Origin of the sequence: Methylobacterium aquaticum (assembly GCF_001043915.1) — a bacterium.
GTDB classification, from domain to species: domain Bacteria; phylum Pseudomonadota; class Alphaproteobacteria; order Rhizobiales; family Beijerinckiaceae; genus Methylobacterium; species Methylobacterium aquaticum.
Window position 1 is genome coordinate 15,183 of sequence record NZ_LABX01000195.1, and the last position, 19,393, is coordinate 34,575.

Genomic DNA, 19,393 nt, shown 5'->3' on the forward strand with positions numbered 1-19,393 from the left:
ATCAGGCGGCCTGGATCCGGGTCGCGAGCGGGACCGCGATCAGGCAGGTGAGGCCCGCCGCGGCGTAATCGAGCTGCACCTCGCCGGCGAGTTCCCGCTCCAGGCTGGTGCGGATCAGCCGCGTGCCGAAGCCGGTCCGGGTCGGCGGCGCCACGGCGGGTCCGCCGCGCTCGCGCCAGCGCAGCGAGAGGGTCTCACCCCCGACCTGCCGGTCCACCCCCCATTCCACCGCCACCTGCCCCGTCTCGACCGAGAGCGCGCCGTATTTCGCCGCGTTGGTGGCCAGCTCGTGGATCGCCATCCCGAGGGGCAAAGCCACCGCGGGGGTGAGGGAGACGGGCGGTCCTTCGAGGCGGATGCGGTCGGACCGGCCGCCGGCATAGGGTTCGAGCTCCGCCGACAGGATGCCGCGCAGGCCCGCCCCCTCCCAGTGGTTGGCGGTGAGCACGTTGTGGGTCTGGGACATCGCGAGCAGCCGGGCCTCGAAGCTGCCGGTGAAGTCGTCGAGGGAGCCGGCGCTGCGGGCGGTCTGGCGCGCCATCGACTGCACGGTGGCGAGCGTGTTCTTCACCCGGTGGTTCAGCTCGTGAATCAGCAGCTCCTGGCGCGCATCCGCCGCCCGGCGCTCCTCCTCCTGCCGCCGCAAGGCCGCGGCGGCGGCGGTGAGGGCGAGGCTGATCGCCTGCGCCTCGCGCACGGCGGAGGCCGGTGCCACCATCGGCTCGCCCCGGCCGAGGGCCGCGGCGGCGACCGCGAGGCGGCGCAGCGGCCGGGCGAGCAGGCCGGCGGCGAACCAGCCGATGCCCGCCGCCGCGGTGGCGACGACGAGGCCCCAGAGCAGGATCTGCCGGCGCAGGTCCGTGACGGCCGCGAAGGCGGTGCCCGCCTCCTGGCGCACCAGCACGGTCCAGCCGAGGCCCGGGAAGTCGCGGTGGCCCCGGGTCGGCCGGTAGCCGGTGAGGTAGCGCGTCCCGTCGGGCCAGGTCTCCGCCACGGTGCCGGAGTGGCCGGCCCGGGCGGCGGCGAGGCTCGGCAGCGCCGCCGGCAGGTCGGTGCGGCGCAAGCGCTCGGGGCCGAGCAGCACCGTGCCGTCCCGGGCGATCACCAGGGCGGCGAGGTCGTGCTGGCCGGCAGCGGATTCGCGCAAGGCCGCCTCGGCCGACTGGGCCCAGGTCCAGTCGAGATGGCCCGTGACCACCCCGACGAGACGCCCCGCATCGTCCCGCACCGGGGCGGCGATGTCGAGCACCCGCGGCGGGTCCGATGCGTGGCGGTCCGGCGCCAGGCTCGCGAGCAGCATGGCGTCGTGCACGTCGCTCACGAAGGGGCCCTTGCGGCCCTCGGTGAAGTAGTCCCGATGCGCGACGTCCTGCCCCTCGAGGGCGCCGGTGCTGGTCGCCGTGATCCGGCCGTCGGCATCGACGAGCACGATGAGGGCGTAGTCGGGATAGGTCTCCTGCGCCCGCCGCAGCAACCGGCGCTTGCGCGCCACCGGGGCGTCGGGATCGCGGATGGTGTCGTTCTCGGCCAGGATCACCATGTCGCGCCAGCGCTCGAACAGGTCGCGGTCGAGCCGGCCGGCCATGGTGGCGGCGAGGTCGCCCAGCTCGGCCTCGATGCGCGCCTCGAGCCGGTCGCTCGCCACCCGGGACGCCACCAGGGCAAGCACCAGGGTCGCCACCAGGCCCGCGGCCCCGAGACCGAGAGCCAGGAAGACGCGGAGCGGCGGCTGAGGCACGGGGCGTTCCGGGTCCTGACGACGAGGGCGAGGAAAGGCGGCGGCTCTCCTGCGATGGCCGGACAACCTTATCGCAAGGCCATCCCCGCGAGAAAGCCTCGCGGTTCCGGATCCGTCGCGAAAGCGCCGCGTCCCGCCGGCGCCGCGCCGGGGCAGTCATCGCCCGGATCTTGCACCGCCTGAACCGTGGCGGCCAAGGCGTCGATGGCGAAGGGCTTGGTGATCATCCGGCGCCCGTCGAGGCCCGGCAGGCCGATCATCGGTGACGACGCGGTCGATCCGCCCGGGGGTTTCGAGGAGCCGCAGGCCGGCCCGCCGGTCGCCTCGATCACCGCGTCGCCCGAGGTCCTCCCCCTCAGCACCGCCTCGCCGTGCCCTGGCTGGCGCACCGGCAGGCGGGTTGCCTCCCGGGTTTGTTGGCGCCCCATTCGCTCGCGGACGAGGCGGCCTGCGGCGCAATGACCGGTCGGGACCCGTTGCGTATCCCGCGTCGCAGCGGTAACCTCTTGATTATGTTGTAGTTTTCAAAAGTTCTAATCTGAGAGCGGTCAGCGGGAGCGATCCCTCGGCGCTCCGCGGATCGGGTGCTCCAGTCACGACATGATCGTCTGTTCCTGCAACGTGCTCTCCGATGGCCAGGTGCGCGCCTGCCTCAATCCCGGCCCGGGCTGCCCTCGCACGCCCGCCCAGGTCTATGCCTGCCTCGGGTGTAGTCCGAAATGCGGCCGCTGCGCCCGCACGATCCGGGGCATCCTCGATCGGGCCTTGTCCGAGGCGCATGCCGCCTGCTCCACCACCTGCGGGACGGCCTGCACGCTGAAGGCATTGACGGAGGAGGCCGCCTGAGGCCGCCCCCGCGCAGCACGGTCGCATCGCGCGACTCGGTCGAATGCCTGGTTGTGGTACGGAAGCCGGAAGATCACGTCCGGCTTCCGTGTCATACCAACGGTCGTTGGAAACGACCTGTGGTTCCAGTCTCGAATGTTCGTCAAGCTTCTGGCGTGGCATCGACAATTCGAGATGGGTCAACGGCCCGATGCGTCAGCATCTTGGGCCGTTGGTATGACACCTCAGGATGAAGTCGCGGATGGGGTGGATCGAGGACGGATCCCCTCCGACTCCTGACCGGCAGCCCTGTCGCGGGCCAGCTCCTCCGGCACCAGGGTGGAGGCGTCCTGGCGCGCCACCAGAGCGGCGAGGCGCACGGGCCGGTAGTCCCACGCATCGACCCCGACATCGCAGGAGCGGGTGGTGTCGGACAGCGTGCCGTGGGTGTGGCCGTAGAGGTGGCGGGCGCCGCGCCACAGGCCGGGCCAGGCCCGATGGGCGTAATGCGCCAGGAACAGGCGCCATTCGCGCCCGTCGTCCCGCAGGGTGAGGCGGGCGCTCTCGACCGGCGGGTCGGCCCAGGGCAGGTCGAGGACCCGGTTGCTGTCGTGGTTGCCGCGCACCAGACGCTTGACGCCGTTCAGCCGTGAGAAGATCGCTGCGCAATGCGCGCGCTCGGCATGGGCGGCGAAATCGCCGACATGCCAGATCTCGTCCTCGGGCCCGACGACCGCGTTCCAGTTCGCCACCAGCGTCTCGTCGTGCTGGTCGATCGAGGCGAACAGGCGGCCGCGCTGGCGCAGGATGTGGACATCGCCGAAATGCGTGTCGGCAGTAAAGAAGACGGCCATGAGCACCCGGTTCGTCGTGCGCGTCCGGTTCGCCAAACCTCCTGCGCCGAACCGGTCACGAATAGGCGCAAGAGGCAAGAACACCGATCTCAGCGGACGGGCACCCTGCCCCCCGCAACCGTGACGGAGGCGGGAGCAGACGGCCGGGCGGCACGGGGCGGATCGCCGCGCCGCTCGCGTCCGACGCGGAGGGCGTCGTGCGCGACGACGGCCCACTCGCCCGGGTTGGGCGGGCCCTCAGTAGCTCCGGCCCGCGCCGTAGCTGTAGCCGTCGCGCGGGCGCACGCGGGCCCCGTAATCGAGGTCGCGCTGGGCGCGGCGCTTGGCCAGCGCCCGGCCGGCGAGGCAGCCCGCCACGGCACCGACGACGCCGCGCTCGGCCAGGTAATGCCCGGCAATGCCGCCGATGATCGCGCCCTTGATGCAGCCCTTCGCTTCCGCCGCGCCGACGCCCATCAGCGTCACGACCGCCACCAAAGCCGCCTTCGCCACGTTGCGCATGATCCCTCCTCGCGCTCTCGCGATCCCCATCAACGGCCAGGCTCGGCCAGCGTTCCGTGGCGGCATGTCCCGGAAGGGCGATGGCCGCCCGGCCGGGCGGCAACGCCCCGTCCCGATGGCGCCAAGCCGGATTGGACGTCGCCGGATTGGACTTCGCCGGCTTGACCCGGACCATGGTCACCGGTTCTTTACCATCGGCTGCTATGACGGCCAAGCTGACAACCGAGGTGACATGTCGGGATCAGGCAGCCAGGGACCAGGCTCCGACCGGCCGCGGGGCGGCGACAGCCCGGATCTGTCCGCCTCAATCCGGCGCGACCAGCTCGAAGCGGTGCGCCGCAGCGTGCAGCACGCCATGCCGGTCAACGCCCTGCTGGGCGTCACCGGAGCCCTGGTCGCCGCCCATGCCGGGCTTGGCAGGGCCGGCCTCGCCTGGTTCGCGATGTCCTCCGCGGTCAATCTCGCCCGGTTCGGCCTGTGCCGGGCGCCCTGCCTCGGCCTCGCCGCTCCCGAGGGTGCGCGCCCCGGCCAGGCCCGGGCCGCCGCGCAGGCGATCGACCGGCACCTGCGCCTCGCCACCCTGGCGGCGTTCCTGTCGGGCCTCGTCTGGTCCCTGGTCGCGCTCCTGTGCGATGGCTACACCGCGCCCCAGGCGCTGTTCTACCTCGTCGTGACCTGCGGTATCACCGCCGGCGCGGTGACCCACGGCATGGCCTACGCGGCGATCCCCGCGAGCTTCATCACGCCGCCGCTGCTGACGGTCGCCGTCTGCCTCGCCTGGACCGGCGGATTCGACCGCACCTGCCTCGCCCTCACGGTGCTGCTCTATCTCGCGGCGCTCCTGCGCAGTGCGGTCGAGACCGAGCGTGGCTTCCGCCGCACCTCCCGCCTGAAGAACGAGGCGACGGCGCTCGCTCGGGCCCGTCAGGAGGCCCACGAGGCGGCGAGCGCACTCGCCGACGAGATGCGCCGGCGCGCCACCCACGACGGCCTCACCGGGCTGATGAACCGGGCCGGCTTCGCGCAAGCCGCGGAGGCGCGGATCCTCCGTCCGGGCCCCGCACCCTGCCTGATCCTGCTCGACCTCGACGGCTTCAAGTCGGTCAACGACGTCTACGGCCACTCGACCGGCGACCGGGTGCTGATCGAGGTGGCGCAGCGCCTTCGCCGCACCCTGCCGCCGGAGGCGCTGGCGGCCCGCTTCGGCGGCGACGAGTTCGCGGTTCTGTACGATCCCTCCGCGGAGGTGCCGCCGGCGGATCTGGCGGCAAACCTGGTCGCGGTGGTGGTCGAACCGTTCGAGAGCTTCGATGCCGGACGCCTCGGCGTCAGCCTCGGCCTGTGCCACGCTCACGGGCCCAGCCTGACCCAGATGCTGAGCTGCGCCGACGAGGCACTCTACGCCGCCAAGGCCGCCGGGCGGAACCGCTTCCGGATCTTCGACGAGAGCCTGCGCGGGCGCCTGGAGATGCGGCGAGACAGCGAGCGCGACCTCTCGCACGGGCTGGCCGAAACCGGCCTCTCGGTCTGGTTCCAGCCGATCTTCAGCGACGGCGGCCGCCGCATCGCCGGGCTCGAAGCCCTGGTGCGCTGGAACCACCCGACCCATGGCTGGATCCCGCCTGGCGAGATCGTGGCCGCCGCGGCCCGGTCCGGCCTGACCGAATCGCTCCTGCGCTTCATCCTGGAGCAGGTCTGCGGCCTCATGCAGGGTTTGCGGGCCGGCGGTCTGCGCGACGTCCGGGTGGCGATGAACGTCTCGCCGCGGGAGATGGCGCAGATCCCGGTCGACGAGATCGTGCTCGAGCGCCTGCGGGCCCTGGGCCTGCCCTCGTCGCTGATCGAGATCGAGATCACCGAGGAAACCGCCCTCGACATCGAGGCGGTACAGGACAAGCTCCTCGCCCTCTCCCGCGCCGGCATCTGCGTGGCCCTCGACGATTTCGGCATCGGCTACTCGTCGCTGGCCTCGCTGCGCCAGTTGCGGGCCGGCCGGGTCAAGATCGACCGCAGCCTCGTCACCGGCCTGTCGGCGTCCGACGACAAGCGCGGGCTGGTCCAGGCGGTGCTCGGCCTCGGCCGGACGCTCGGCCTCGAAGTGGTGGCTGAGGGCGTGGAGACCGCCGAGGATCTCGCGATGCTGCGCGCTCTCGGCTGCCCGTTCATGCAAGGTTACCATCTCGGCCGCCCGGTCCCGGCCGAGCAGGCGCTCCGCCTGGCCCTGGCCAGCCGCACGGACGCGGCCTGACTCGTTTCGGGCATCCGGCTCGCACGTCCCCATGGGGCTCCTCGCCGGGCTTCCGCCCTGGTCCGCTCACCAAGAAGAAGCCGCTCATGTTCCCGAAGCCCCACGCCACCCTCACGCCGAACACCTTCGCGTTCGAGGCTCTGCCCCTCGTCGCACCGACCGGCTTTCGCGAGTACGACGCCCGCTGGCTGTTTCCGAAGGACCTCAACCTGATGGGCGTCCAGGCGCTGGGCCTCGGCCTCGGCACCCTGGTCCACGAACTCGGCGTGCGCCCCGACATCGTCACCGGCCACGATTTCCGCGCCTACTCGGCGTCCATCAAGCTCGCGCTGATCGCCGGCATGCAGGCCGCGGGCCTGCGGGTGCAGGATATCGGCCTCTGCCTGTCGCCGATGGCCTATTTCGGCCAGTTCGCCCTCGACTGCCCCTGCGTGGCCATGGTCACCGCCTCGCATAACGACAATGGCTGGACCGGCGTGAAGATGGGCGCCGAGCGCCCGATGACCTTCGGCCCGGCCGAGATGGGCCGCCTCAAGGAGATCGTGCTCTCGGGCGCCTTCCAGTATCGCGACGGCGGCAGCTACCGCTTCGTGCCCGACTTCGCGCAGGTCTATCTCGACGACCTCGTCTCCCGCGCCCGCCCCCTGACGCGCCGTCTCAAGGTGGTGGCCGCCTGCGGCAACGGCACGGCGGGCGCCTTCGCCCCCGCCCTGCTGGAGCGCCTCGGCTGCGAGGTGGTGCCGCTCGACGTTGAGGCCGACGCCACCTTCCCGCGCTACAACCCCAATCCCGAGGACATGGCGATGCTGCACGCCATCGCCGACACCGTGACGGCGACCGGCGCCGATCTGGGCCTCGGCTTCGATGGCGACGGCGACCGCTGCGGCGTGGTCGACGAGCAGGGCCACGAGATCTTCGCCGACAAGGTCGGGGTGATGCTCGCCCGCGACCTCTCGCTCCAGCACCCGAACGCCCGCTTCGTCGTCGACGTGAAGTCGACGGGTCTCTTCGCCTCCGACCCGGAGCTGAAGGCCCGCGGGGTCGAGACCGATTACTGGAAGACCGGACATTCCTACATCAAGCGCCGGGTCAACGAGCTGAAGGCGCTGGCCGGGTTCGAGAAGTCGGGCCACTTCTTCTTCAACGCGCCGGTCGGGCGCGGCTACGACGACGGGCTTCTCACGGCGATCGCCGTGGTCGAGATGCTCGACCGCAACCCGAGTCAGAGCCTGTCGCAGCTCTACGCCGCGCTCCCCACCACCTTCGGCTCGCCGACCATGTCGCCGCACTGCGCCGACGAGGAGAAGTACGGCGTGGTCGAGCGGGTGACGGCGCGCTTCCGGGAAATGCACGAGCGGGGCGAGTCCTTGGGCGGGGCCGCGATCACCGGTCTCGTCACGGTGAACGGGGTGCGGGTCTCGACCGCGGACGGCACCTGGGGCCTGGTGCGGGCCTCCTCGAACAAGCCGGAACTGGTGGTGGTGGTCGAGAGCCCGATCTCGCGGGCGCGGCTGGAGGAGATGTTCCGCGCGGTCGACGGCGTGCTGCGGGAGAACCGCCAAGTCGGCGCCTACAACCAGACGATCTGAGGGCCCGGCGCTTCCCCGCCGTCCCCGATCGGCATAGGTCTCTTCCCGCGCCGCGCGCCCGCCGAACGGGCGCCGGCCGGGAGGAGACCCAACGCCATGCAGCCGATCCTCGACACTTTCGACGCCCGCGCCATCCTGCCGGAGGATGGCTGCGCCGGGGCGCTGGCCGGCCGCATCTGGCGGCCGGACCTGAACGGGCCGAGCATCGTGGCGGTGCGGCCAGGCGCGGGCGGCGTGCCGGACCTCGTCGACATCACCCGCGCCTTCCCGACCATGCGCGACCTGTGCGAGACGCCCGATCCGGCGGCGGCCCTGCGGCAGGCCGAGGGCGAGACGGTCGGATCCCTCGACGCGGTTCTGGCCAACACCCCGCCCGACACCCGCGATCCGTCGCGTCCCTGGCTGCTGGCCCCCATCGACCTCCAGGCGGTCAAGGCCGCCGGCGTGACCTTCGCGGTCTCGATGCTGGAGCGGGTGATCGAGGAGCGGGCGCGGGGCAACCCGGACGCCGCGGCGGCGATCCGCCTCGAAGTCGGGCGCCTCGTCGGTGACGACCTGCGCCGGCTGAAGCCCGGCTCCCCCGAAGCGATGGCCCTGAAGGCAGTGCTGGTGGCGCAAGGCGCCTGGAGCCAGTACCTCGAAGTCGGCATCGGCCCCGACGCCGAGATCTTCACCAAGGCGCAGCCGCTCTCCTCGGTCGGCTGCGGCCAGGAGGCGGGCCTGCATCCGGGTTCGCAGTGGAACAACCCGGAGCCCGAGGTGGCGCTCGTGGTCGCCTCCGACCAGCGCGTCGTCGGGGCGACGCTCGGCAACGATGTCAACCTGCGCGACTTCGAGGGCCGCTCGGCCCTGCTCCTCGGCAAGGCCAAGGACAACGCCGCCTCCTGCGCCCTCGGACCGTTCCTGCGCCTGTTCGACGACGGCTTCAGCCTCGACCATGTCCGCCGCACGGTGGTGAGCCTGGAGGTGACGGGCGAGGACGGGTTTCGGCTGTCGGGCACCTCGCCGCTCTCCGAGATCAGCCGCGATCCGGCCGACCTCGTCGCCGCGATGATGGGCGAGACCCACCAATACCCGGACGGCGCGGTCCTCTTCCTCGGCACGATGTTCGCGCCGGTGGAGGACCGGGGCGCGCCGGGCCAGGGCTTCACCCACAAGATCGGCGACCGGGTGGTGATCCGCAGCCCGGCTCTCGGCGCCCTCGTCAACCGCATGCGCCATTGCCAGGATTGCGAGCCCTGGACCTTCGGGGTGGCGGCGCTGATGCGCAACCTCGCGGCCCGCGGGCTCCTCGCCGCGTGAGACAGGAAAGCCCCCGGGCAACCGGCCTAAGCAGGCTTGCGTTGGCAGGCCAACGCCTCGCCCGCTTAGGTTCTTGTTTTGTCGCAGCTTTTTATCGCCGAACCGGTGACCACTTCGGCGAAATCTGCTTAGGCCGAGACGGCGTGACAATACTGTCACGGAAACCGTAGACGCCCGTGCCGGGCGAGCGTGGCCGGTTGCCAGGAATATAGCAATGGCTATACCTGATGACCGGACGTGACGGGGGTCAGCGATGCGGCGTGTGGGCGGAGCAGGGATCGGGGTGGCATTGGGGGTCTGGGCCAGCATGGCGGCGGCGGCCGACCTGCGCGCTCCCGTCGCTCCTCCTGCATCCGAAGGGCCGTCCTACGCCGATTGGTCCGGCCCCTATCTCGGCATCGAGGGCAGCGCCGGCGCCTCGTTCGGCAATTACGCCTTCGGGCCGAGCACCGTCGGGGGCCGGGCGATCCCGGCCTTCCAGAGTGGCGATTCGACCCGGCGCTCGGATACCGGCCGCACCGCCACCACGGCGATCGGCGGAGTGTTCGGCGGCTATAACTGGCAGACCGGCCCCTATCTCTACGGCCTGGAGGCCGATCTCTACGGCGCCAATCTCAAGCGCCCGGTCCCGTCGAACGCGCCCGGCTTCGGCTACGAGGGGATCGATCCGCCCTTCAGCGTGATTCGGGGCAAGACCGATCTCTACGGCGCGCTCCGGGCCCGACTCGGCTACTCGTTCGAGAGCTACCTCGTCTACGCGACCTTCGGGCTCGCCGGCGCCAATGCAAGGGTGCTCGCCACCTATCCCGACCTCGCGAGCGGCGCGGTCGCGACGGCGCGCAAGGACCTGTCGTTCCTCGGCTTCACCCTCGGGGCCGGCGTGCAATACGCCATCACCCCGAATCTCGCCCTCGGCCTCGATTACCGCTACGTCGATCTCGGCCGCTCCGGCCGCTTCGACCTCGGCGCCGTGCCGGGCCTCGGCCCGGTCTCGACACAGACCGCCTTCTCGTCGCACCAGATGATGGCGCGGCTGTCCTGGTCCCCCACCAGCCTCAAGCTGCCGGCGGAGGTGGCCGAGGACGCGCCGGGAAGCCGCGACACCGGCCGCTACTCGTTCCACGGCCAGACCACCTTCATCACCCAAGGCGTGCCCGGCTTCCGCGCGCCCTATCGCGGCGAGAACAGCCTGGTGCCGAACCAGGTCCAGTCCACCACGACGGCGACCCTGTTCCTCGGCGTGAAGCTCACGGACAGCACCGAACTCTACTACAACCCGGAATTCTCCCAAGGGTTCGGCCTGTCGCGCACGCTCGGGGTCGCCGGCTTCGTCAACGGCGAGGCGCAGAAGGCTGGGGCGCCGTTCCCGAAGTTGCGCTCCAACCGCTACTTCATCCGCCAGACCTTCGGCCTCGGCGGCGCGACCGAGGACGTGCCGGACGGCGTCAACCAGGTGGCGATGACCCGCGACGTCGAGCGGATCACGGTGGTGGCCGGCAAGTTCGCGCTCGGCGACTTCTTCGACGGCAACGTCTATGCCCACGACCCCCGGGTCGACTTCATGAACTGGTCGATCTGGGGCTCCTCGGCCTGGGATTTCCCGGCCAACCTCCCGGGCTTCACCCAAGGCGTGATGGTGGAATACAACCGGCCGGATTTCGCCATCCGGGCCGCCTACACCCAGGTGCCGAAGGAACCGTCGAACGACGTGCTCGACCCGCGGGTGTTCGAGCGCGCCGGCACCAACATCGAGTTCGAGGAGCGCCACGTCCTCCCGGGCCTCGACCAGCCGGGCAAGCTGCGCATCGGCCTGTTCAGCAATGTCGGCAACACCGCCAACTACCGCCAGGTGGTCGACCTGGCGCAGAGCGGCGTCTTCGACGACATCAACGACGCCGTCTCGGCCACGCGCCGGCCGCGGCGCAAGACCGGCGCCTACATCAACCTGGAGCAGGCGCTCACGCCGGATCTCGGCCTGTTCGCCCGGGCCAGCTTCTCGGACGGGCGCAACGAGAGCCTGTCCTTCACCGACGTCGATCGCTCGGTCTCGGGCGGGTTGTCGCTCAAGGGCACCGCCTGGGAGCGGCCCAGCGACACGGTCGGGATCGGCGGGGCGATCAACGGCCTGTCGCCGTCGCACCGGGCCTATTTCGCCAATGGGGGCTTGGGCCTGCTGATCGGCGACGGGCGGCTTAACTACGGCACCGAGCGCGCCTTCGAGACCTATTACGCGCTCAGCCTGACCAAGGCGGTGACGATGTCGTTCAACTACCAGTTGGTCGTGAACCCCGCCTATAACCGCGACCGTGGCCCGGCGAACTTCTTCGGCACCCGCCTGCACGCCGATTTTTGAGCCCGTGGTCGGTCGCATCCATACCAACGGTCGTTGAAAACGGCCGCTGGTTCCGTTCTCGAAGTTTCGCCAAGCCCCGACCGGCCGTCACCGCGGTCGGCCCCCGATGCCCGGGTCAGACGCGAGCGACGGCCAGCCCGCCCTCGTCCAGCAGGATGAACCGGATGCCGGCCGCGCGCAGGGCCGTGATCGCCTTGTGGCGGGAGCGGGCGCCCTGCCCCTCGGCGTTCTCCTCAAGGCGCCGCACCGTCGAGAGCGAGAGGCCGCTCGCCTCGGCCAGATGGGTCATCGACCAGTCGAGCAGTGCCCGGGCGGCGCGCAGGTGGTGCCCCTCCACCGCCTGCTCCAGCCCCGCCTGCACGAGACGCACCATCGGCGGATCGACGAGCGCAGCGGGGTAGACGAGGCCGTTGCGCTCGATGAGGTGGCCTCTCTCGTCGTGGACCGGAACCGACAGCACACGGTAGCGCTCCGGCTCGCGGTTCCGATGGTGGAGCAGCGGCGCCGCGTGGAACACGCCGCCGGCGTCGCGCCGCGCGATACTGTCGCGGAATGCCGCGCGCTCCTCCGGCACCACGTCGGCGAAGGGATCGGCTTTGATGTCCTCGATCGGACGTCCGGCGAACCGGGCCGCCTCGAGCGGGAAGTGGAAGGTGCCATCGAGGCCGACGGGGATGAACAGCATGCGAGCCGTTTCGAACCAAGCGCTTTGGCGGCGCTGGTCGGCGCGACGCAGCCGCAGCAGGGCAGCCGAATCGGTCACGTCGCACACCAGCCCGGCGGCGGCCAGCGGGAGGCCCTCCGGCGTCATGTGCAGCTCGGTGCGAATCGTGAGTGTGCGCAGGGTTCCGTCCGGCCGCATGATCCGGATCTCGCGTGCCGGCAGGGCGAGGCCCTGCCGCAGGTCGGCGGCGCTCACCAGGTTGGGTCGATCGTCGGGATGGACGAGGTCGACGAGCAGGGCGTAGCTGGGTAGCGTCCGCCCGGGATCGAGGCCGAGCAAGCGGAACAGGCCGGGCGACCAAGTCTGCCGGTCGGACGCGAAGATCCAGGCCCAATTTCCCGTCAGCCCGGCATTCTCCGTCAAGCGGAGGAAATCGGCGGGAGCGAAGCACAGGTCAGCCGCACGCATGGCGCCTCGGTGGTCGAAGCATCGCAACCTGGAATCCGCTTCGGCAAGAGAAGCTCTTGGGCCATACAGGCGATGCCGCGCGTGAAGGCAAGCCCGTCGATCGCACCCGTGGTCGCGGACGGCTCCCCTCGGCGGGGCGACCCGCAGCCCGGCACCCCCGGCATGGCTCCCGCCACCGCAACCGGTGTAGCCTGCCGGCGACGACGACGAGCCGCATGGGGCCCTGCGGCAGGATGGAGACGCCCGCATGACCGAGACCGACGCCCTCCGGCACCCTGAGATCCGCGAGGAGGTCGCCAAGCTCTGCGCCCGCTTCCCCGACGAGTACTGGCGCCGGCTCGACACTGACCGCGCCTACCCGACCGACTTCGTGAACGCCCTCACCGAATCCGGCTACCTCTCGGTGCTGATCCCCGAGGAGTATGGCGGCTCCGGCCTGCCGCTCTCGGCCGCCGCCGCGATCCTGGAGGAGGTGCAGCGCTCCGGCTGCAATGGCGCGGCCTGCCACGCTCAGATGTACACGATGGGCACGGTGCTGCGGCACGGCACGCAGGCGCAGAAGGAGCGCTACCTGCCGGAGATCGCCGCCGGCCGCCTGCGGCTCCAGGCTTTCGGCGTCACCGAGCCGACGAGCGGCACCGACACCACGGCGCTCCGCACCACCGCGCGGCGCGAAGGCGACAGATACATCGTCAACGGCCAGAAAATCTGGACCAGCCGGGCCGAACATTCCGACCTGATGCTGCTTCTCGCCCGCACCACCCCCCGCGACCAGGTGGCGAAGAAGACCGACGGGCTCTCCACCTTCATCGTCGACATGCGCAAGGTGCTCGGCCGCGGCCTGACCATCCGGCCGATCCGCACGATGATGAACCACAATTCCTGCGAGGTGTTCTTCGACAACATGGAGGTGCCGGCCGAGAACCTGGTCGGCGAGGAGGGCAAAGGGTTTCGCTACATCCTCTCGGGCATGAATGCCGAGCGGCTGCTGATCGCCGCCGAATGCATCGGCGACGCCAAGTGGTTCATCGCCAAAGCCTCGGCTTACGCCCGCGAGCGCCAGGTCTTCGGCCGGCCGATCGGCCAGAACCAGGGCATCCAGTTCCCGATCGCCAAAGCCTATGCCAACATGCGCGCCGCCGAGCTGATGGTGCAGGAGGGTCTGCGCCTCTACGAGGCCGGGGCCAATCCGGGGGCGGAGGCCAACATGGCCAAGATGCTCGCCGCCGACGCCTCGTTCGAGGCGGCCAATGCCTGCATCCAGACCTTCGGCGGCTTCGGCTTCGCCGAGGAATACGATGTCGAGCGCAAGTTCCGCGAGACCCGGCTCTACCAGGTGGCGCCGATCTCGACGAACCTGATCCTGTCCTACATCGCCGAGCACGTGCTGGGGATGCCGCGCTCGTATTGACGGCCATGGCCGCCCCTGGCGCCGGGCGCCCGGCCCGGCCATAGGGGCGGCCCATGACCACCGATCTCGTGCCGCTCCTGTTCCTGCCCGGGCTCCTCAACGACGCCGTCCTGTGGCGCGCGCCGATCGACGGCCTCGCCGACCGGGCCGCCGCCGCGGTGGCGGACCTGACCCTCGACGACAGCGTCGCCGCAATGGCGCGCCGGGCGCTCGCGGTCGCGCCGCCGCATTTCGGCCTGGTCGCCCTGTCGATGGGCGGCTACGTCGCCTTCGAGATCCTGCGCCAGGCGCCCGAGCGGGTGACCCGTGTCGCCCTGTTCGACACCTCGGCCGCTCCGGAGACCGAGGCGCGCGCCGCGACGCGGCGCCAGGGCATGGACCAGCTCAAGGTCGGACGCTTTGCCGGCGTCACCACGCGGCTCCTGCCGACGCTTATCCACGCCTCTCACGTGCATGGGCCGGTGGGCGAGGCCGTGAAGGCCATGGCCGAGCGGGTCGGCGGCGCGGCCTTCCTGCGCCAGCAGCGGGCGATTCTCGACCGGCCTGACAGCCGCCCGACCCTGGCGGCGATCCGGGTGCCGACCCTGGTGGCGGTGGGGGCGGACGACCGGCTCACGCCACCGGCTTTGGCCCGCGAGATCCATGACGGCATCGCCGGCTCGCGCCTGCACGTCCTGCCGGATTGCGGCCACCTGCCGCCGCTGGAGCGGCCGGACGCGGTGAGCGCGCTGCTGCGGGAGTGGCTGGCGGCGTGATACCACCGGTCGCGGACAACGGCGTTTGGTTCCGTTCACAGGACACGACAGCACTTGAGGGCGGTGATCCCGCCGCGTCGCAACCGCAAGGTCGCTCGTGAGCATGACCGTGATTTGTGCAAGGAGCGCGACCAGATCGAGCGCTTCGTCAACAAGCTGAAGCAGTTTCGGCGAGCGGCCACGCGCTATGACAAGTTGCTGGCCAACCAATACCATCGGCCCAAGATGCTGACGCATCGGGCCGATGAACCATCTCAAATTTTTGAGACTAAGACAAAGGCTTAGCAACAAAGGGACAATGGAACCAGAAGTCGTTTTCAACGACCGTTGGTATAAATGGGCGTCGTCACGCTTGCCGCCATCGCCATCTGGCTCAGATCGTCAATTCCTCTCCAAAGCCTAGAGCATTTTCCGACCAAGTGGACAACGGTTGGTCTCAGAAAATGCTCTCGCAGAGAGGGGCAAGGGCGCGGTCAATGGTGGGAGGGCTAACCCCCACCTCGTCCCTCAATACTTGCGCACCAGTGGCACCGCGACCGGAGCCGGCGCCGCGGCCGGAGCATCCCAGCGATACTTCAGGCCGACCGAGACGATGTCGGCGCTGGAATCGGTGACGCCCAGGAAAGCGAGCGGCGGGGTGTAGAGCGGCTCGCCCGGCACGATCGCGATCCGGTTGCGGCCGCCGACCGAGAACAGGTGCTGGTAGGAGACGTCGAACTGGATTTTTTCGTTATAGCGGTAGCTGGCGCCGACCGAGGCGAAGTAGCGGTCGCCGTCAGGCAGACGGGTCGAGCGGTTCGAAATGTCGATCGGCGACTGCTCGTAGGCGAAGCCGACGCGGCCGGTCCATTGCGGGGTGAAGTCGTACTCGGCACCGACCGAGTAGTAGAATCCGTTCTTGTAGTTCAGCGGCAGGGCCGTCACCGGCCGGCCGAGCGCCAGCGAGACGATCGCCGGCGAGCCGATCCGGGTCCAGTTGTCCCACTCGAAGCCGAAGTTCAGGCGGAAGTCCCGCGTGATCGCCTGGGTCAGGCCGACCGAGACCTTCTCGGGGGTGTTGAGCGAGGAGCGGACCTGGCCGATGCCGTAGGCCGAGCCCTCGATCTGGTGGTGGATCGAGGAGCGGTAGCCGACGCCGACCGTGGTGCCCTCGGAGAGCCGCGCCACCACGCCGGCGGTGAAGCCCCAGCCCCAATCGTCACCCTTGAGGAACGCGGTCGGGGCGAGCGGGGTGATGCCGGTGGCTTGGCGCAGCGTCAGCTTGAAGTATTCCAGCACCGGCCCGGCCGCGATCGACAGCCAGTCGTTCACCCTGTAGCCGATCACCGGGTTGAAGTTCAGGGTGAAGATCTTCGACGAGCGGCTGTAGGTCTGACCGGCCCAGACAGAGTTCGGCTTGGTGATGAGGCCGAACGGGGCGGCGCCGGACAGGCCGATGAAGAGCCGGTCGTTGAGCTGATAGTTCGTATAGGTCGCCGGCAGCACCGCGGCCTGGCCGATATCGCCCGAGCCGCCGAGCCCGATCAGCGGCGGGAAGGTGCCGGTCGTCGGCGTGATGGTGGAGGAGGGCGCCACCAAGGTGGCGTTGAAGTCGGAGTTCCAGCCCGGCTTCATCGTGACGACGGCCGGGTTCCAGAACATCGACGACAGGCCGCCGGAGCCCGAGGCCGCACCCGCGAAGGCGAGGCCCATCGCCTGCGCGCTCTGCTCGCGCAGGCCGAACGCCCCCGCCTGTGCGGCGCCGCTCGCGCCGGCCAGCAGCAGCACCGATGCGCCGGCCAGCAGCGCCGCCCTCCTCGAACCCATCATGACGTTTACCTCGACACCCAAGCGTCCGTGCCGTGTGGCTTCTCTGAGCGCCCACAGCTTGGTCATGATGATGCGCCGGCATGCAGCCGGCAGGCAAGGCCGCGGCAGCGCTGCCGTTCCGTCATCGTGCCTTGCCGAATCATGCCGCTCGAGCGCTAATGACTGTCTTTATCAATAAAAACGATAATAATCAGAATATTGGTCGATGAACATCCGGTAGAAATAAGAATAGATTCGACTGTCTGCCCACGCGGCTTCGGCACCGTTTCGCCACAGATGTGACGAAACTGCAACGGATCCACAGCGGTCGGCGCGGCGTGCCGGCTTGCGGCGGACGGGCACCGGCGCCAATGTCCCGGCCCGCAGGGATCTTGCTCGGGAGAGGACCAATGAAGCTCGTGCGCTGGGGCGAAAGCGGGGCGGAGAAGCCGGGGCTCGTCGACCGGGACGGTGCGATACGCGACCTGTCGGGGGTGATCCGCGACATCGCCGGCCCGACGCTCGCCGCCGACAGCCTGGCGACGTTGCGCCTGATCGATCCCGCCACCCTGCCCACGGTGCCGGCGGGCACCCGGCTCGGGCCCTGCATCGGCCAGGTGCGCAACTTCATCGCCATCGGCCTCAACTATGCCGACCATGCCGCCGAAACCGGCGCGGCGATTCCCGCCGAGCCGATCCTGTTCAACAAGGCGCCGTCCTGCATCGTCGGCCCGACCGACGACGTGATCCTGCCGAAGGGCTCGGCCAAGACCGACTGGGAGGTCGAACTCGCCATCGTGATCGGCAAACGCGCTTCATATGTCCACGCCAACGAGGCGCTGGACTACGTGGCGGGCTACTGCGTCTGCCACGACGTGTCCGAGCGCGAGTTCCAGTTGGAGCGCGGCGGCACCTGGACCAAGGGCAAGGGCTGCCCAACCTTCGGCCCCCTCGGGCCGTGGCTCGTCACCCCGGACGAGATCGGCGACGTCCAGGACCTCGGGATGTGGCTCGACGTGAACGGCGAGCGGATGCAGACCGGCTCGACCCGCACGATGATCTTCGACTGCCGGCAGATCGTGTCCTACCTGTCGCATTTCATGCTGCTCGAGCCCGGGGACGTCATCACCACCGGCACGCCGCCCGGCGTCGGCATCGGGATGAAGCCGGCCCGCTTCCTCAAGGCCGGAGACGTCGTCACCCTGGGCATCGAGGGGTTGGGCGAGCAGCGCCAGACGATCGTCGCTTTCGACGACTGGACCGCCAAGGTGGCGGCCGGCCTGCCGACCAACTGAAGCGGAACGGCCCGCGGGCATCGACCCGCGGGCCCCACCGGCAACGCGACGCCGCAAGGGGCGACATCATGGACGTGCTCGTCGTCGACGATCACCCGATCGTGCTGCAAGGCTGCCGCCGGGTGCTGGAGGATGCCGGCGTCGGGACCGTGCACGAGGCCACCGGCATCGCTGCCGGCTACCGCCGGTTCCGACGCCACCGCCCCGACCTCGTGGTGGCCGACCTTACCTTCCAGGGCGCGTCCTTGAGCGGCCTGGCGCTGATCCGGCGGATCCGGGCGGTGGCGCCGGGCACCCGCATCCTGGTCTTCAGCATGCACGATGACCCGGAGATCGCCGCCCGCGCGCTCGAGAGCGGGGCGGCCGGCTACGTGCTGAAGGACACCGCCTCGTCGGAGCTGCACCTCGCCTTCGAGCGGGTGCGGGACGGCGGCACCTATGTCGCGCCCTCGCTCGCCGCCGAGGTGGCGCGGCTGCGCTGCGAGGCACCGGCCGCGCCCCCTCTCACCCCGCGCGAGCGGCAGATCCTGGCGCGCCTCGGCGCCGGCCGCTCGCATGGCGCGATCGCCGAGGAGCTGGGGCTCAGCTACAAGACCATCGCCAATGCCTGCACGCAGTTGCGCCGCAAGCTCGGCGCGCGGACCCTCGCCGACCTGATCCGCATCGCCCTGCGGGAGGCGACGCGCGCGCCGTGACCGACCCGGCCCTGCGCAGCCAACCTTGGCCGTCCAACCTTGGCCGCACCACGGCAGGGGAGCGGCCCCGAGCGACTCGGATCGTCCTTGGCAAAACAGTCAACCACTGTAAACCATGCCGACCCACGAGATCATCCCTGGCGAGCATACGCCAGGATATCTTTCATTTGACTGCTCCATAATCTCGCCTTCTTCCGTTTTATGTTGCGCCGCGTCAAGCAACAAAACGGGAATGCGAAATGGTTTCGAAGGCAAAGCTGGCGATCATCGGCCTCGCAGCAGCGGGCGCCGTCGGAGTGACGATACAAGCCAGCACGCCCGCCGAAGCCCAGTCCGGCCGTGCCTCCTGGTACGGGCCCGGATTTCAGGGCCGGCGCACTGCGAACGGCGAGCGCTTCAACACGCACGCTTTCACGGCGGCTCACCGCCGCCTCCCTTTCGGCACCCGGGTCCGGGTCACCAACACGGCGAACGGCCGTTCGGTGGTGGTCCGCATCAACGATCGCGGGCCCTATGTCGGCGGCAGGGTGATCGACCTGTCCCAGGCCTCCGCCCGGGCGATCGGCCTGTCGGGCGTCGCCGCCGTGCGCCTCAGCCGCCTCTGAACGGCGGCCGATCGCACCAGGACTCCCTCGTCCGGACATAGTCTTCGCCCGAGACGGCCGCCGATCCGTCCAGGTCTGGTGCCGCCTCGTCTTGAAGGTGCGCCGGTTCCGGACGGATCGACCGGTTCTGGCAATAGTCGAAGGTCGCGGCTGCCGCGCCGATTGCCGCGTCCTCTCAGGCCCACTTCTCGTTTTCCATAGCGGAAGCTTGCCCGCAGCCCTCAGGCTGCTACAAGCGTCGGCACGGCCGAGGCAAGCCCGTGCGGCCGGGATCGTCGGGCCGGCTCTCGCCTGCCGGCCCG

At 70.2% G+C, this 19,393-nt stretch carries 16 protein-coding genes and 1 pseudogene; 11 read left to right on the plus strand and 6 right to left on the minus strand.

All coding sequences use genetic code 11. From position 1 onward, the window contains the following. Position 1 precedes the first annotated feature (1 nt). Both VP06_RS23685 and VP06_RS23690 read right to left on the minus strand, forming a co-directional pair. Entirely contained in the window at positions 2-1,738 is a 1,737-nt protein-coding gene (locus VP06_RS23685; protein ID WP_053082007.1) for a sensor histidine kinase, read from the minus strand. Positions 1,739-1,806: 68 nt separating this feature from the next. Further along, complete coding sequence (locus VP06_RS23690; protein ID WP_048466257.1) at positions 1,807-2,166, minus strand: hypothetical protein; 360 nt, start codon at positions 2,164-2,166, stop codon at positions 1,807-1,809. Between the two features lie 172 nt (positions 2,167-2,338). Here VP06_RS23690 and VP06_RS23695 point away from each other — a divergent pair, with 172 nt between their 5' ends. Then, positions 2,339-2,584, plus strand: coding sequence for a (2Fe-2S)-binding protein (locus VP06_RS23695; protein WP_048466258.1), 246 nt, complete (start codon positions 2,339-2,341; stop codon positions 2,582-2,584). Between the two features lie 224 nt (positions 2,585-2,808). Here the strand turns inward: VP06_RS23695 and VP06_RS23700 are convergent, their stop codons facing one another. Further along, positions 2,809-3,417, minus strand: a complete 609-nt coding sequence (locus VP06_RS23700) for a metallophosphoesterase (RefSeq protein WP_048466274.1) — start codon at positions 3,415-3,417, stop codon at positions 2,809-2,811. A 237-nt stretch (positions 3,418-3,654) separates the two neighbouring features. After that, positions 3,655-3,918, minus strand: a complete 264-nt coding sequence (locus VP06_RS23705; RefSeq protein ID WP_048466259.1) for a hypothetical protein — start codon at positions 3,916-3,918, stop codon at positions 3,655-3,657. Between the two features lie 232 nt (positions 3,919-4,150). Here VP06_RS23705 and VP06_RS23710 point away from each other — a divergent pair, with 232 nt between their 5' ends. The 4 genes from VP06_RS23710 to VP06_RS23725 all read left to right on the plus strand — a co-directional run bounded on the left by VP06_RS23710 (position 4,151) and on the right by VP06_RS23725 (position 11,410). Further along, complete coding sequence (locus tag VP06_RS23710) at positions 4,151-6,166, plus strand: putative bifunctional diguanylate cyclase/phosphodiesterase (RefSeq protein ID WP_082167583.1); 2,016 nt, start codon at positions 4,151-4,153, stop codon at positions 6,164-6,166. A gap of 86 nt (positions 6,167-6,252) precedes the next feature. Further along, on the plus strand, positions 6,253-7,755 hold the full coding sequence (locus VP06_RS23715) for a phosphomannomutase/phosphoglucomutase (protein ID WP_048466260.1): 1,503 nt from the start codon (positions 6,253-6,255) through the stop codon (positions 7,753-7,755). A gap of 96 nt (positions 7,756-7,851) precedes the next feature. Further along, complete coding sequence (locus tag VP06_RS23720; RefSeq protein ID WP_048466261.1) at positions 7,852-9,057, plus strand: fumarylacetoacetate hydrolase family protein; 1,206 nt, start codon at positions 7,852-7,854, stop codon at positions 9,055-9,057. 253 nt (positions 9,058-9,310) lie between these two features. Then, on the plus strand, positions 9,311-11,410 hold the full coding sequence (locus VP06_RS23725) for a carbohydrate porin (RefSeq protein WP_082167584.1): 2,100 nt from the start codon (positions 9,311-9,313) through the stop codon (positions 11,408-11,410). Positions 11,411-11,525: 115 nt separating this feature from the next. On the opposite strand, the gene VP06_RS23730 is transcribed toward VP06_RS23725, so the two are convergent. Beyond that, on the minus strand, positions 11,526-12,542 hold the full coding sequence (locus VP06_RS23730) for a helix-turn-helix domain-containing protein (RefSeq protein WP_048466263.1): 1,017 nt from the start codon (positions 12,540-12,542) through the stop codon (positions 11,526-11,528). A 247-nt stretch (positions 12,543-12,789) separates the two neighbouring features. Here VP06_RS23730 and VP06_RS23735 point away from each other — a divergent pair, with 247 nt between their 5' ends. The 3 genes and pseudogenes from VP06_RS23735 to VP06_RS38245 all read left to right on the plus strand — a co-directional run. Continuing rightward, positions 12,790-13,953, plus strand: a complete 1,164-nt coding sequence (locus tag VP06_RS23735) for an acyl-CoA dehydrogenase family protein (protein ID WP_048466264.1) — start codon at positions 12,790-12,792, stop codon at positions 13,951-13,953. Positions 13,954-14,006: 53 nt separating this feature from the next. Further along, a complete protein-coding gene (locus tag VP06_RS23740) occupies positions 14,007-14,708 on the plus strand; it encodes an alpha/beta fold hydrolase (protein WP_048466265.1) in 702 nt (233 codons plus the stop codon). 63 nt (positions 14,709-14,771) lie between these two features. After that, positions 14,772-14,993, plus strand: a pseudogene (locus VP06_RS38245) (hypothetical protein); the annotation flags it as partial. Positions 14,994-15,215: 222 nt separating this feature from the next. Here the strand turns inward: VP06_RS38245 and VP06_RS23745 are convergent. After that, complete coding sequence (locus VP06_RS23745; RefSeq protein ID WP_048466266.1) at positions 15,216-16,517, minus strand: OmpP1/FadL family transporter; 1,302 nt, start codon at positions 16,515-16,517, stop codon at positions 15,216-15,218. Positions 16,518-16,906: 389 nt separating this feature from the next. On the opposite strand from VP06_RS23745, the gene VP06_RS23750 reads away from it, so the two are divergent. From VP06_RS23750 to VP06_RS23760, 3 genes are all read left to right on the plus strand, one after another. Beyond that, positions 16,907-17,791: a fumarylacetoacetate hydrolase family protein gene (locus VP06_RS23750; protein ID WP_048466267.1), complete on the plus strand. Its 885-nt coding sequence runs from the start codon at positions 16,907-16,909 to the stop codon at positions 17,789-17,791. A 68-nt stretch (positions 17,792-17,859) separates the two neighbouring features. Further along, positions 17,860-18,486, plus strand: coding sequence for a response regulator (locus VP06_RS23755; protein ID WP_048466268.1), 627 nt, complete (start codon positions 17,860-17,862; stop codon positions 18,484-18,486). Between the two features lie 239 nt (positions 18,487-18,725). Continuing rightward, positions 18,726-19,091: a septal ring lytic transglycosylase RlpA family protein gene (locus VP06_RS23760; RefSeq protein WP_048466269.1), complete on the plus strand. Its 366-nt coding sequence runs from the start codon at positions 18,726-18,728 to the stop codon at positions 19,089-19,091. Positions 19,092-19,393 lie beyond the last annotated feature (302 nt).